This window comes from Holophaga foetida DSM 6591 (genome assembly GCF_000242615.2).
Classification (GTDB): domain Bacteria; phylum Acidobacteriota; class Holophagae; order Holophagales; family Holophagaceae; genus Holophaga; species Holophaga foetida.
On the sequence record NZ_KI912268.1, the window covers coordinates 2,230,629 to 2,243,898 of the forward strand.

The 13,270-nt window shown below is 62.0% G+C and carries 12 protein-coding genes and 4 tRNA genes; 1 reads left to right on the plus strand and 15 read right to left on the minus strand.

What is annotated here, in order from left to right; translation table 11 throughout:
• Positions 1–33 precede the first annotated feature (33 nt).
• From rpoB to HOLFODRAFT_RS0210010, 15 genes are all read right to left on the minus strand, one after another.
• Entirely contained in the window at positions 34–4,557 is a 4,524-nt protein-coding gene (rpoB, locus tag HOLFODRAFT_RS0209940; protein ID WP_005038368.1) for a DNA-directed RNA polymerase subunit beta, read from the minus strand.
• 317 nt (positions 4,558–4,874) lie between these two features.
• The gene (gene rplL / locus HOLFODRAFT_RS0209945) at positions 4,875–5,249 is read right to left on the minus strand and encodes a 50S ribosomal protein L7/L12 (protein WP_005038370.1); all 375 of its coding nucleotides are present in this window, start codon (positions 5,247–5,249) and stop codon (positions 4,875–4,877) included.
• A gap of 45 nt (positions 5,250–5,294) precedes the next feature.
• A complete protein-coding gene (gene rplJ, locus HOLFODRAFT_RS0209950) occupies positions 5,295–5,786 on the minus strand; it encodes a 50S ribosomal protein L10 (RefSeq protein WP_005038372.1) in 492 nt (163 codons plus the stop codon).
• An 8-nt stretch (positions 5,787–5,794) separates the two neighbouring features.
• The gene (gene rplA, locus HOLFODRAFT_RS0209955) at positions 5,795–6,487 is read right to left on the minus strand and encodes a 50S ribosomal protein L1 (protein ID WP_005038373.1); all 693 of its coding nucleotides are present in this window, start codon (positions 6,485–6,487) and stop codon (positions 5,795–5,797) included.
• A 112-nt stretch (positions 6,488–6,599) separates the two neighbouring features.
• Positions 6,600–7,031: a 50S ribosomal protein L11 gene (gene rplK, locus HOLFODRAFT_RS0209960; RefSeq protein ID WP_005038375.1), complete on the minus strand. Its 432-nt coding sequence runs from the start codon at positions 7,029–7,031 to the stop codon at positions 6,600–6,602.
• Between the two features lie 118 nt (positions 7,032–7,149).
• Entirely contained in the window at positions 7,150–7,755 is a 606-nt protein-coding gene (nusG, locus tag HOLFODRAFT_RS0209965) for a transcription termination/antitermination protein NusG (RefSeq protein ID WP_211237947.1), read from the minus strand.
• Between the two features lie 37 nt (positions 7,756–7,792).
• A complete protein-coding gene (secE, locus tag HOLFODRAFT_RS0209970; RefSeq protein WP_005038378.1) occupies positions 7,793–7,984 on the minus strand; it encodes a preprotein translocase subunit SecE in 192 nt (63 codons plus the stop codon).
• A gap of 72 nt (positions 7,985–8,056) precedes the next feature.
• Positions 8,057–8,132, minus strand: a tRNA-Trp gene (locus tag HOLFODRAFT_RS0209975).
• A 57-nt stretch (positions 8,133–8,189) separates the two neighbouring features.
• A complete protein-coding gene (gene rpmG / locus HOLFODRAFT_RS0209980; RefSeq protein ID WP_005038380.1) occupies positions 8,190–8,339 on the minus strand; it encodes a 50S ribosomal protein L33 in 150 nt (49 codons plus the stop codon).
• Between the two features lie 9 nt (positions 8,340–8,348).
• Positions 8,349–9,548, minus strand: coding sequence for an elongation factor Tu (tuf, locus tag HOLFODRAFT_RS0209985; RefSeq protein ID WP_005038382.1), 1,200 nt, complete (start codon positions 9,546–9,548; stop codon positions 8,349–8,351).
• Between the two features lie 56 nt (positions 9,549–9,604).
• Positions 9,605–9,679 (minus strand) — tRNA-Thr (locus tag HOLFODRAFT_RS0209990).
• A 31-nt stretch (positions 9,680–9,710) separates the two neighbouring features.
• Positions 9,711–9,786 (minus strand) — tRNA-Gly (locus HOLFODRAFT_RS0209995).
• Positions 9,787–9,822: 36 nt separating this feature from the next.
• Positions 9,823–9,909: transfer RNA gene (locus tag HOLFODRAFT_RS0210000), tRNA-Tyr, on the minus strand.
• 99 nt (positions 9,910–10,008) lie between these two features.
• A complete protein-coding gene (rlmB, locus tag HOLFODRAFT_RS0210005; RefSeq protein WP_005038384.1) occupies positions 10,009–10,743 on the minus strand; it encodes a 23S rRNA (guanosine(2251)-2'-O)-methyltransferase RlmB in 735 nt (244 codons plus the stop codon).
• Positions 10,743–12,119, minus strand: coding sequence for an OmpP1/FadL family transporter (locus tag HOLFODRAFT_RS0210010; protein ID WP_005038386.1), 1,377 nt, complete (start codon positions 12,117–12,119; stop codon positions 10,743–10,745). The genes rlmB and HOLFODRAFT_RS0210010 overlap by 1 nt, the downstream gene beginning before the upstream one ends.
• A 173-nt stretch (positions 12,120–12,292) precedes the next feature.
• Between HOLFODRAFT_RS0210010 and nadA the strand changes: the two genes are divergently transcribed.
• Positions 12,293–13,258 carry a quinolinate synthase NadA gene (gene nadA, locus HOLFODRAFT_RS0210015; protein WP_005038388.1) on the plus strand — a complete coding sequence of 322 codons (966 nt, stop codon included), beginning with the start codon at positions 12,293–12,295 and terminating at the stop codon, positions 13,256–13,258.
• The last annotated feature ends 12 nt before the right edge of the window (positions 13,259–13,270 follow it).

Sequence of the window (13,270 nt, forward strand, 5' to 3'; positions counted from 1 at the left end):
TGCAGGGTGGAGGAACCAGGATGGCTCCTCCCATCAAGCCTCGATGGTGAAGGTGGCCTCTTCCAGTTCGAGCTGGGGTTCCAGCTCCTCCCGGGTGAGCATCTCCACGTCGATGCAAAGCGCATTCAGTTCCTTCTTCACCACGTTGAAGCTCTCGGGAAGTCCGGGATCCTTGATGGGCTCGCCCTTGATGATGGCCTGGTAGATCTGCGTGCGACCGTGCATATCGTCGGACTTGTAGGTCAGCAGTTCCTGCAGGATGTGGGCGGCGCCGTAAGCTTCCAGGGCCCACACCTCCATCTCGCCGAAACGCTGGCCGCCGAACTGGGCCTTGCCGCCCAGGGGCTGCTGGGTGATGAGGCTGTAGGGCCCAATGCTCCGGGCGTGGATCTTGTTGTCCACCAAGTGGTGCAGCTTCAACATGTAGACGCAACCAACGTTCACAGGCTGCTCGTAGGCCTCGCCGGTCATGCCGTCGTAGAGCACGGACTTACCATCGGGGATGACGATCTCTTCCAGATCGCCGCTGACGGGGTCGTAGCGCTTGACCTTCACATCCACACCCGCTCCGTGGGGAGCCTTCTCGTTGGCCTTCTTCAGCCACTCCTTGATGTCAGGAGTCTTGGCGCCGTCGAAGACGGGGGTGGCGAAGTGGACGCCCAGGACCTTGCCGGCCCAGCCCAAGTGGGCCTCGAGCACCTGCCCGATATTCATACGGGAAGGCACGCCCAAGGGGTTCAGCACGATGTCCACGGGGGTTCCGTCGGCCAGGTAGGGCAGATCCTCGATGGGGAGGATGCGGCTGACCACGCCCTTGTTGCCGTGGCGACCGGCCATCTTGTCACCGACCTGCAGCTTGCGCTTGACGGCCACGTAGACCTTGACGGTCTTGAGGACGCCGGGCATCAGCTCATCACCCTTCACGAGGCGATCGACGCGCTCGTTCAGGATGTCGCGCAGCACGCGGAGCTGGCTCTCGGTCTTGTCCAGGATGTCCAGGACCTGGGCCTCGATGCGCTCCTTGCCGGCGGCGACGGTGACCTGACGGAAGCGCCCGTAGGGGACGGCCTCCAGCATGTTCTGGGTGAGTTTCTTGGCCTTGGGCAGGAGCTCCTTGCCCTTGTCGTCGGTCAGGACTTCGGAGAGCTCCTTATTCTTCAGGAGGGTCACGATCTTCTTCTTGGCCTCGGCGCGGATGATGCGTTCCTCGTCCCCGAGATCCTTCTCCCACTTGGCGATCTGGTCACGCTCGATCTGCTGGGTGCGGAGATCCTTCTCCTGGCCCTTGCGGGTGAAGACCTTGACATCGACGACGGTACCTTCGATGCCGGGGCCCACGGTGAGGGAGGCGTCCTTCACATCGGAGGCCTTCTCGCCGAAGATGGCGCGGAGGAGCTTCTCCTCGGGGGAGAGGATGGTCTCGCCCTTGGGGGTGACCTTGCCCACCAGGATGTCGCCGTGACGCACGGTGGCACCGATGCGGATGATGCCGGACTCGTCGAGGTTCTTGAGCATCTCCTCGCGGACCTGGGGGATGTCGCGGGTGATTTCTTCAGGGCCGAGCTTGGTGTCGCGGGCGTGGACCTCGAATTCCTCGATGTGGATCGTGGTGTAGAGGTCTTCCTTGACGACGCGCTCGGAGATCAGGATGGCGTCCTCGAAGTTGTATCCGCGCCAGGGCATGTAGGCGACCACGAGGTTCCGGCCCAGGGCCAGTTCGCCGTGCTCGCAGCAGGGGCCGTCAGCCAGGATCTGGCCCTGGGCGACATACTCACCCTTCTTCACCAGGGGGACCTGGTTGAGGCAGGTGTTCTGGTTGGAGCGGGAGTACTTGACCAGGGTGTAGATGTCCACACCGCTTTCGTCGGTATCGGTCTCGGGATCGTCTTCCACCCGGACCACCACACGGTTGGCCTCCGCGGTCTCGACGATGCCGGAGCGGCGGCAGACCACGCAGGCACCGGAGTCCTTGGCCGCGTAGTATTCCATGCCGGTGCCCACAATGGGGGCTTCGGTGCGGATGAGCGGCACAGCCTGACGCTGCATGTTCGCGCCCATCAGGGCTCGGTTGGCGTCGTCATTCTCGAGGAAGGGGATGAGGGAGGCCGCCACAGACACGAGCTGCTTGGGGCTCACGTCCATGAGGGTGATCTTCTCGCGATCCACGGTGGTGTTTTCACCGGCGATACGGGCCACCAGGGACTCGTCCACCAGCATGCCGTTCGCATCCACCTCGGCGTTGGCCTGGGCGATGGTGTGGACATCCTCTTCCCAGGCGGAGAGGTAGAAGGCGTGCATCTCGAACTTGGCAGGACGCTTGCCGGCCTTCTCCAGCTTGGCATTGGCCTCGGCCAACTGATCCAGGGGAACCACCTGGAGGTAGAGGGAGGTCAGGCCCTTGAGCAGTTCCTCTTTGAGGGGGGTGCCGTTCTTGGGGTCCACGATGGTCACATCGGCCAGTTTGAGGTCGCCCACGCTGGTGATCTTGGCGAAGTGGGTGATGCGGCCGTTCTCCACCTTGAGGTAGGGGGACTCGATGAAGCCGAACTCGTTGATGCGTGCGTAGCAGCTCAGCGAGGAGATCAGACCGATGTTGGGACCTTCAGGGGTCTCGATGGGGCAGATGCGGCCGTAGTGGGAGGTGTGCACGTCGCGCACCTCGAAGCCTGCACGATCACGGCTCAGACCGCCAGGTCCCAGAGCGGAGAGGCGCCGCTTGTGGGTGATCTCCGAGAGGGGGTTGGTCTGATCCATGAACTGGGAGAGCTGGCTGGAGCCGAAGAACTCCTTCATGGCCGCGATGACGGGCTTGGAGTTGATCAGGTCATGGGCCTGCAGGGGGCTGTTGGGGTCCTGGGCCATGGAGAACTTCTCCTTGATGGCCCGCTGGACACGCACCAGGCCGACCCGGAAGCAGTTCTCCAGGAGTTCGCCCACGGAGCGGACGCGGCGGTTGCCCAGGTGATCAATGTCGTCCTTGCGGACGGGGGCCACTTCGCCCTCGGCCCGATCGGAACGGGTGGTGTCGTACTTCTTGAGGCGCAGAAGGTAGTGCACCGTCTGGATGAAGTCCTCGGTGCGCAGGGTGCGCAGGTCCAGGTCCGTCTCCAGGCTCAGTTTGGCGTTCATCTTGTGGCGGCCGACCTTGGAGAGGTCGTACTTCTGGGGATCGAAGAACATGGAGTAGAGCAGCTTCTTGCTGGACTCCAGGGTGGCGGGCTCACCGGGACGGATCTTCTTGAAGAGCTCCTTGGCGGCCTCCTCGCAATCCTCGGTGTGATCCTTGGCCAGGGTCTCGGAGAGCACCTTGCCGGTGGCGTCCTGGTCGGGGAAGCAGACCACGAACTCATCTACGTTGTTGGCCAGGAACATCTCCAGGTGGGTCTGCACGAAGGCGTCATTGGCCTCCAGCAGCACCTCACCGGTGTTCATGTTGACGACATCCTGGATCAGGACGGCGCCTTCCAGCAGAGCCCGGTCGACGGGGACGAAGGGGACCTGGGCCTTGACCATGTGGTCCAGAAGGCGGCGGCTGACGCTCTTGCCCTTGGCCACGATCACATCGCCGGTCTTGGGATCCTTGACATCCTCGATGGCCTTCTGGCCCACCAGCAGCTCGCCGGGACTCACGGCGAGTTCTTCGCCCTGGAGCCGGAAGGTGTGGGGGGTGTAGAAGTGGGACAGGATGGACTGGTTGTCCGCGAGGGCCTCGTCAAAGAGCCCCAGGGCGCGCATGAAGGTGGAACCCAGGAACTTCCGCTTGCGGTCGATGCGGGCGTAGAAGAGGCCCTTGGTATCCAGCTCGAACTCGATCCAGCTGCCGCGGTAGGGGATGATCTGGGCGCTGTAGAGGGACTTGTCCGAGGCGATGGAGAAGAAGGCCCCCGGGCTGCGGTGCAACTGGGAGACAATCACGCGTTCCGTACCATTGATGATGAAGGTGCCACGGTCCGTCATGGTGGGGATGTCGCCGAAGTAGACCTCGGACTCCTGGCTCTGCTTGAAACGCCGGTTGCCCTTGTCGTCCTTGTCGAACTGGTTCAGGCGCACCCGGATCTTCAGGGGGGCCGCCATGGTGGCGCCACGCTCGACGCATTCCTCCATGCTCATCTTGGAGTGCAGGCCCACAGGCTCATTGCACACGTCGCAGATGGTGGCTTCGTTCTTGTTGCGGGTGCCGCACTTGGGGCAATCCACCGTGGCGTCCTTGGGGTGGTCGGCCACGATGTGGTGGCCGCAGCTCTTGCAGGTGGTGCGGAGGTGGCCCAAGCCTTCATTCTTTCCGCACTTGCAAGCCCAGTGACCCACGGTGTAATCCACGAACTCGACTTCCAGGCTGGCATCGGAGCCATCGGGATTCTTGGCGTTGTGGACCGGGAACATGGATTCAAAGACAGTACGCAGGCCGCGGTTGTCCCGCTCCTCGTGGAGCAGGTTCATCTGCAGGAACTCGTCGTAGCTGCGCTTCTGGATATCGATCAGATTCGGGATGGGAACCAAGGAGCGAATCTTCGAGAACGAATGGCGCTGGCGATAGATGTTCTGTTGAACGCTCATGGTTCACTCCTGAGTCAGCCCGGCCAGGCCAGTGGCCTGGGGGCGATGGAAAACATGGATATTCAAGGGTTCAGTCGCGGGAACAGGCCTACGGCCAGCTTCCCCCCTGTTACCGTGCGGGGAAGCGGACCTCATGAACTTGGGGGTGCTGGTGCACAGATTTGGTTGCAACCGGAGCCCTTCGTATTGGCTAGAGATCAAAGCCTGTCATCACTGACCAGGCACAAGAAAGTAGCATACCACTTTAGGCAGCGTCAAAGGACAAAGCGCAAGGCGCATGTGACGCCTTACGCTTTGTCCTTGAAACGCGGGCGAGACTACTTGATCTCGACCTTGGCGCCAGCGGCTTCCAGCTTTTCCTTGATCTTCTGGGCCTCTTCCTTGGTCGCGCCTTCCTTGATGGTCTTGGGGGCGCCATCGACCAGGTCCTTGGCTTCCTTCAGACCCAGGCCGGGGACGATCTCGCGGACGGCCTTGATGACGTTCAGCTTGGCAGCGCCGGCATCGGCCAGCACCACGTCGAAGTCGGTCTTCTCTTCAGCAGCGGCGGCGGGGGCGGCGCCGGCGGCAGGGGCCGCAACGGCAGCGGCGGTGACGCCGAAGCGCTCCTCGAGGGCCTTGACCAGATTGGCCAGCTCGAGGACGGTCATGGTTTCAATTTCCTGGATCAGCTGATCAGCGGTGAGAGCCATGGTGTACTCCTCTCAAAATTTTCGGATTCGAATGGGGGAAAACGGCTAGGCCGCGCCTTCCTTCTGCTTACGGATCTGGTCGAGGGCGACAGCCAGGCCAGAGATCGGGTACTGCATGAGGTAGAGCAGCTTGCTAACGAGGACTTCGCGGCTGGGCAGCTCGGCGATGGTCTTGAACTCCGCAACGGAGACCTGCTGACCATCCAGGATGGCGCCCTTGAAGGTCGCAGCCGGGTTGTCCTTGAGGAAGTTGTTCACAGCCTTGGCGAGGGACACCACATCGTTCTCGGTGGTGGCCACAGCGGTGGCGCCCTTGAAGTGGGGCGTCAGGCTCTCGAAGGCGGTTTCCTTCACCGCAAGGCGAAGGAGGGTGTTCTTGGAGACTCGGTACTGGGCCTTGCTCTCGCGGATGTTCTTGCGGAACGTGGTGTCCTTGTCGACGGTCAGGCCCTTGAACTCCAGGACGACCGCGGACTTGGCTGCAGAGAACGTTCCCTTGAGCTCGGCCACTTCATTACGTTTTTGATCACGATCCATGGTCCGCCTCACTTCTCAATCATGCTGGTGGACAACGTGACGCTGGGGCCCATGGTCGAAGCCATATGCATGGCCTTGACGTACTTGCCCTTGGCGGCGGAAGGCTTGGCCTTCTGGACGGCGTCAATGAGGGCCTTGGCATTCTCGGCGAGCTTTTCGACTCCGAAGGACAGCTTGCCCACGGGAGCGTGGATGATGCCCGTCTTGTCGACGCGGTACTCGACCTTGCCAGCCTTGATCTCCTTGATGGCCTTGGCCACATCGAAGGTCACGGTGCCGGTCTTGGGGTTGGGCATGAGGCCGCGGGGGCCCAGCACCTTACCCAGGCGACCCACGCCCTTCATCATGTCCGGGGTGGCCACAAGGGCGTCGAATTCAAGGAAACCGCCTGCGATACGCTCGACAAGATCGTCACCGCCCACGATTTCCGCACCGGCGGCTTCTGCGTCCTTGATCTTTTCGCCCGCAGCAATGACCGCCACGCGCATCGTCCGTCCCGTTCCGTGGGGGAGCACGATGGTGCCACGGACCATCTGGTCAGCGTGGCGGGGGTCAACGCCGAGCCTCATGTGCACTTCCACCGTTTCGTCGAACTTGGCAAAGGCCAGGTCCTTGATGGTGGTCAGGGCTTCATTCAGCTCGTAGGGGCGATCTTCGATCTTGGAGGCGGCTGCCTGGTACTTCTTTCCAGGTTTTGCCATTGTTTCTCCTGTTTTGAAGATCTTCCGCGATAACGGTCGCGGTTACCGGGTTCCCCGCACGGCGCGGGTCTCCGCACAAAAATCCGGGGGAGGGAAGCCCCCGGGTTCAAGTTCAGTCGATGATTTCCACACCCATGGAGCGCGCGGAACCGGAGATGGAGCGCATGGCGCTTTCCAGGCTGGCGGCGTTCAGATCAGGCATCTTGACCTTGGCGATCTCTTCGATCTGAGCCTTGGTGATCTTGCCGACCTTGATCTTGTTGGGGGTGGCACTGCCCTTTTCCAGGCCGAGCTTCTTCTTGATCAGCACGGCGGCGGGAGGGGTCTTGAGGATGAAGCTGAAGCTGCGGTCCGCATAGACGGTGATGACCACGGGAAGGATGGTGCCCTTCTCGACGGCAGTCACGGACTTCGCGTTGAACTGCTTCACGAACTCCATGATGTTGACGCCGTGCTGACCCAGGGCGGGGCCAACGGGAGGGGCCGGAGTGGCCTCGCCAGCGGGGAGCTGCAGCTTGATGTAACCAGTGATCTTCTTAGCCATGTCTTGCTTCCTTTTCCTGCAGTGGATTCCAGCGAATGCTGGCAACTACTGCCTTGGTGTGCGGCCGACGGGATTGCCGGATCCGCCAGGGGTGTTGCTTTTCATTTTGAGAAGCGCGTCAGCGCTTCTCAACCTGGATGAAATCGAGCTCCACAGGGGTGCTGCGACCGAACACCGTCACCATCACCTTGATGGTGGAGCGCTCTTCGTGGATCTCTTCCACATCCCCTTCAAAATTGGCGAAGGGGCCATCTATGATACGGACTTTTTCGCCCTTCTCAAAGTGGAATTTCGGCTTGGGACGCTCCTGCGTCTCTTCCGTGTGATTCATGATCTGCCGGACTTCTTCTTCCGTCAGAGGGGTGGGGCGCTTCTTATTGGCACCGACGAAGGAGGTCACCTTCGGGGTGTTGCGCACCAGATGCCAGTCGGCATCCTCCATCTCATAGTTCGCGCCCTTCTTGGTGACGGCGATCTGGACGAGGAGATAGCCCGGGAAGGACTTGCGCTTCTTGAGAACGCGTTCCTTCTTCCCGGACTTGGCGTCGACCTTCATTTCTTCATAGGTCTCCTCGGGGATCTGGATGTCCCCGAAGCAATCGTCACGCTCTTCCATCTTGATGCGCTGCCGCAGGCTTTCCATCACCTTGGCCTCGTAGCCGGAATAGGTGTGAATGATGAACCAGGCCATCATGCGGTCGGCGATCGCGCCAGCAGTTTCCATCCGGACCTCCGTCATATCGGACATCATGATCCTCCGATCAGTGGTGGGGAAGGATGAACTTCATCCCCCAGGAGATCACCCAATCGGCACCCCAGAGAAAGGCGCCCACGAACACGGAAACGATCACCACCGCATAGGTGGATCCCAGAACCTTGTCCTTGGAGGGCCAATCCACGCGTTGCAGCTCGGTGGCCAGATCCTTCGTCTGTTGCTTGATGGTGGAGATCAAAGGGATACCCCCAGAGAGGGCTTGCATTTACGAAACCGGCCCCAGCTCTCAGGCCGGGGCCGAAACAAGAGGTGGCAGGGGAGACAGGGGTCGAACCTGCGACCTGCGGATTTGGAGTCCGCTGCTCTGCCAACTGAGCTACTCCCCTATGCGGGCCTAGCGCTGCTGCCCGGACCAAGCGAGAAACCTGGCCCGGGCAGTCAAATCACTTGGATTCGCGATGAACCTTGTGCCCGCCGCAGAAGCGGCAGAACTTCTTGAGTTCCAGCTTACCGGTGACGGTCTTCTTGTTCTTGGTAGTCGTGTAGTTCTTACGCTTGCACTCGGTGCACTGGAGCTGGATGTTGTCGCGCATGTCTGATCCCTACTCGACGACTTCGTCAACGCGGCCGGAACCCACGGTGCGACCACCCTCACGGATGGCGAACTTCAGGCCCTTCTCCATGGCGACGGGGCAGATCAGCTCAACGGTCAGGGTGACGTTGTCACCGGGCATGACCATCTCGCGGCCCTCTTCCAGGGTGATGGAACCGGTCACGTCCGTGGTGCGGAAGAAGAACTGGGGGCGATACTTGTTGAAGAAGGGGGTGTGACGTCCGCCCTCTTCCTTGTTCAGGACGTAGACAGCGGCCGTGAACTTGCTGTGGGGCTTGATGCTGCCGGCCTTGGCCAGAACCTGACCACGCTCAACATCCTTGCGCTCCACACCGCGGAGCAGGATGCCCGCGTTGTCACCAGCGCGGCCTTCGTCCAGGGTCTTCTTGAACATCTCGACGCCGGTCACGATCTTCTTGACGGTGTCCTTGATGCCGACGATCTCGATTTCCTCGCCGACCTTGACCACGCCCTGCTCGATACGGCCAGTCACCACGGTGCCACGACCGGTGATGGTGAAGACATCCTCGACGGGCATCAGGAAGGGCAGATCGGTGGGACGGGCGGGATCGGGAATGTAGCTGTCCACGGCATCCATGAGCTCGTAGATGGCCTTGGTGTTATCCGTCTCAAGGTTGCCAGCGGTGGCGTCATCCAGGGCGGCCTTCGCCGACCCACGAACCACGGGGATGTCGTCGCCAGGGAAGCCGTAGGAGGAGAGCAGCTCGCGGAGCTCCATCTCGACCAGCTCGGCCAGCTCGGGATCAGCGATGTCCATCTTGTTCATGAACACCACCAGGGAGGGCACACCGACCTGACGGGCCAGCAGGATGTGCTCGCGGGTCTGGGGCATGGGGCCGTCGGTGGCGGCAACCACCAGAATGGCGCCGTCCATCTGAGCCGCACCGGTGATCATGTTCTTGATGTAGTCGGCGTGACCAGGGCAGTCCACGTGAGCGTAGTGACGCTTCTCGGTCTGGTACTCGACGTGGGCGGTGTTAATCGTGATCCCACGGGCCTTCTCCTCGGGAGCGGAGTCGATCTGATCGTAGGACTTGGCCTGACCACCGAACTTCTTGGAGAGAATGAAGGTGATAGCTGCAGTCAGAGTGGTTTTGCCGTGATCCACGTGGCCGATGGTGCCGATGTTGACGTGGGGCTTTGAACGATCAAATTTTTCCTTCGCCACAATTGCCTCCTGAAGAGAAGTGTGAACCGTTGAGTATACGCACGAATTGAAAAAACTGGAGCCCACAGCCGGGATCGAACCGGCGACCTCTTCCTTACCAAGGAAGTGCTCTGCCACTGAGCTATGTGGGCGGGGGCCTCGCGGGGGAACCCAGCGAGGTGCTGGAGCGGGAAACGGGGTTCGAACCCGCGACATTCAGCTTGGAAGGCTGACGCTCTACCAACTGAGCTATTCCCGCAGATCAACCAACCCTTCCGAAAAAGGAGTTGGGGAGTGGTGCCGAGAGAAGGATTCGAACCTCCGTAACGCGATGCGTGGCAGATTTACAGTCTGCTGCCATTAACCACTCGGCCATCTCGGCGCTGTCCAAAGATCTTCCTACTGGTCGAACCGTTGCGGGGTTTTTCCGGCAGGAATAGGAAATCTATCACGCCTTTCCGAACACCACAACCAAAAAGATTCAGCTGCAGCCGTCTTCCCTGCGGGCAAGGACCTGGAAGACCACCACAGCCGCGGCTGCGGACACATTCAGGCTCTCGATTCCACCGGGCATGGGGATGCGGAGCAGCCCATCGCAGCGCTCACGAATCTTCTGGTGCAGCCCTTCTCCTTCAGCACCCATCACCAGGACGGTGCTGCGGTCAAAGGACTCCTCCAGATAGGCCCGGCTCCCAGGGCCAGCCGCCAGACCGTATACCCAGGCTCCGGCTTCCTTGAGTTCGTCCAGGGCACGGCCCAGGTTGACCACCCGGACCAGGGGAATCCGCCCCGCAGTCCCGGCACTGGCCCGGATTACGGTCTCGTTGACCTGGGCCGAACGCCGCTCCGGAAAGACCACGCCATCCACACCCGCTGCGGCGGCCGTGCGGAGAATGGCCCCGAAGTTGTGCGGATCCGTAACCCCATCCAGGGCCAGGACCAGGGCCTTCTCCCCGCGCTCCTTCACCCGCTGGATGAGTTCATCGAGGGCGCTGAGCTTCACATCCTCCCCCTCGCCCAGAATACCCTGGTGCCTCTCCCCTTGTGCCCGGCGGTCCAGGCTGTCCATGGGTTCCCGGTGGATGGTCACCCCCTGCTCCCTGGCGTCTGTCCGCAGCTTGGAGGAACGCTCCCAGGACTGGGGTGCAATGCGGAGCACTTGAAGTGCGCCGCGCTCCAGGGCTTCGGAACATGCGTGGGGTCCCAGAAAGCGCATCAGAAGCTCCTGCGGAAACCGATGGCACAGGTGTAACCGGTGCCCTCGACACGGGTCTTGCCGGAGACTGTCCTTACCCCATCCGCCGTCCACACTGCGTTCAGCCGATCGGAGTCCGTATCCTTGGACTGACGGACCTGGAGGCCGACATTGAGCTCCCCTCCCCAGACCCGGTAGCCCGCCCCCACAGAGAAGGCAGAAGAGGCCGCCCCCCCCACCACGGGGTCGATGGCTTGGTCCTCCACGGTGGCAGCGTCCACTGCCATACCGATGCGCCCGGTCAGACGCTTGGTGAACGCGATCTCCCCCATGAGGCTCATGCCCAGGGCGTTTCGGTATCCGGCACCAGAGGTGGGAGCGTCCACGGTCCCGCTCGTGGTGATCAAGCTGGCCTGGGAGGGCAGCTTCGTGCTGGCCCCCTGCGTGTAACGCAGATCCAGCTCCCAAGTGAAGAGCTGATTGAAGCGATGACGAACCCCGAGGGTGGCCACTCCCGGTATCTCCACGGAGCCGCTCCCTGCCTGGGCCCGTGAAGAGGTGAGCACGGTCTGGACAGCATCATCAATGCCCGCTGAAGGCTGGCTGTACCCATCGACCCCCGTCGTGACCCCGGCACTGCCCTTGCTGGCGCTCATCGAGAGGTCCGCCTTGAGAATTTTCGAATAGCTGCCACCAAGGGTCCACCGCGGATTGACCGCGTAGCGGAAGCCAAGCGAGAAGCAACCTGTGGTCTTGCTACCGCTCTGATGGAGGGACTGTTCCGCCAGGGCCTGGGCATCGTTCGTCCCCGGAGCATAGGCACTGCTCGCATCCTCGGGGACAATGGCCCTCACGCTGACATCCGAGGCGTAGGAAATCCGGGCCAGGCCCAGGCCCAGGCCCAGGCTGAGCTGTTCAGACAACGCCCATGAGCCCTGGAGCTCCAGCCGATGCACCGAGAGATCGATGCCCTGCCAGTAGAAGCGGCTGGTGGCCTCGACCGGGAGGGTTCCGTGCCTGAGGACCGGAGTGTCCAGCTTGAGCCCCAGAGCGAAGGTCGGGCTCAGCCTCCAGGCCGCCCCGAAGGCTGGCAGGAGGCGGTTCCGATCCGAGGTGGAGAGCTTCAGGCCATTGGCCGCCAGGGTAGAGGTGGAGGACTGCAATTCCAGGCCCATGGAGACATATGCCGACCTTGAGTCCTGGAGGGTCACCAGGAGTGCGGGGTTGATGGAGGCAGCCTCCAGGCTGCGGCCGAAAGCCACGCCAGCCCCGCTGCGCCCGATGGTCACCGCGTCGGAACCCCGCAGATAGGGGGTTTGGGCCGCCAGGGATGCCCCCGGGAGAACCGCAAGCAGTCCCGCTGCTCCCATGCCCAGCCGCCATGCCGTTCTCACCATGCCATCGCCTCCAGTATCAGGGTCCGCGTCCAGAAGTGACCTGGACACCCATTAAGTTCAAATCGAACCCTCAGGATCGCCGGAAGCCCGGCTACCTCCAAGCGGAAGGTTGGGAACGCCGCCCTCCGTGGAGCTCCCTCTCAGGATCTTCCCCCAGGGGTTAGACTAGGGCCATGTGTGCGCTTCCCTATGTTCCCGATATCGACAGCATCGAACCCGGCCTCGACCTCGTGGCTGAGATCCGGCGGCTCCGCAAGGAGCGCAACGCCGTGATCCTCGCCCACTACTACCAGGAGCCGGAGATCCAGGACCTGGCGGACTTCGTTGGTGACAGCCTCCAGCTGGCCCAGGCCGCCCAGAAGACGAGCGCCGATGTGATCGCTTTCTGCGGCGTCCACTTCATGGCGGAAACCGCCAAGATCCTCAATCCAGGCAAGACCGTAGTCCTCCCGGACCTCGACGCCGGGTGCAGTCTCGCGGATCGCTGCCCCGCCGAAACCTTCGCGGAGTTTCTCAAGGACTACCCGGATCACGAGGTCGTCAGCTACATCAACTGCTCGGCTGGCGTCAAAGCCCTCTCCACCATCATCTGCACCAGTTCCAACGCCGTGCGGGTTGTGAACAGTCTTCCCAAGGACAGGCCCGTGGTCTTCGCCCCTGACCGCCACCTGGGGCGCTGGATCATGGGACAGACGGGCCGCGAGATGGTCCTCTACCCCGGCTTCTGCATCGTCCACGAGCAGTTCACTGCCAAGCGCGTCGCCGCCCTCAGAGCCCAGCACCCCGAGGCCAAGCTCATTGTCCACCCCGAGTGCGACGCCTCTGTGAGCCGCATGGCCGATTTCGTGGGCTCCACAGCGGCCCTGCTGCGTTACGTCGCTGAGAACCCAGCCGAGTCTTTCATCGTGGGCACCGAGAGCGGCATCCTGCACCAGATGCACAAGCTGCGCCCCGAAGCCCAGCTCATTCCCATTCCAGCGGACAGCGGTTGCAACTGCTCCCTCTGCCCTTACATGAAGCTCAACACCCTGGAGAAGGTCTACCTAGCCCTGCGGGACCTCAAGCCTGAGATCACCATGGGTGAGGAGCTTCGGATAAAGGCCCTGAAGCCCCTGGAGCGGATGCTGGCTCTGGGGTAATGCCCCCGCTCA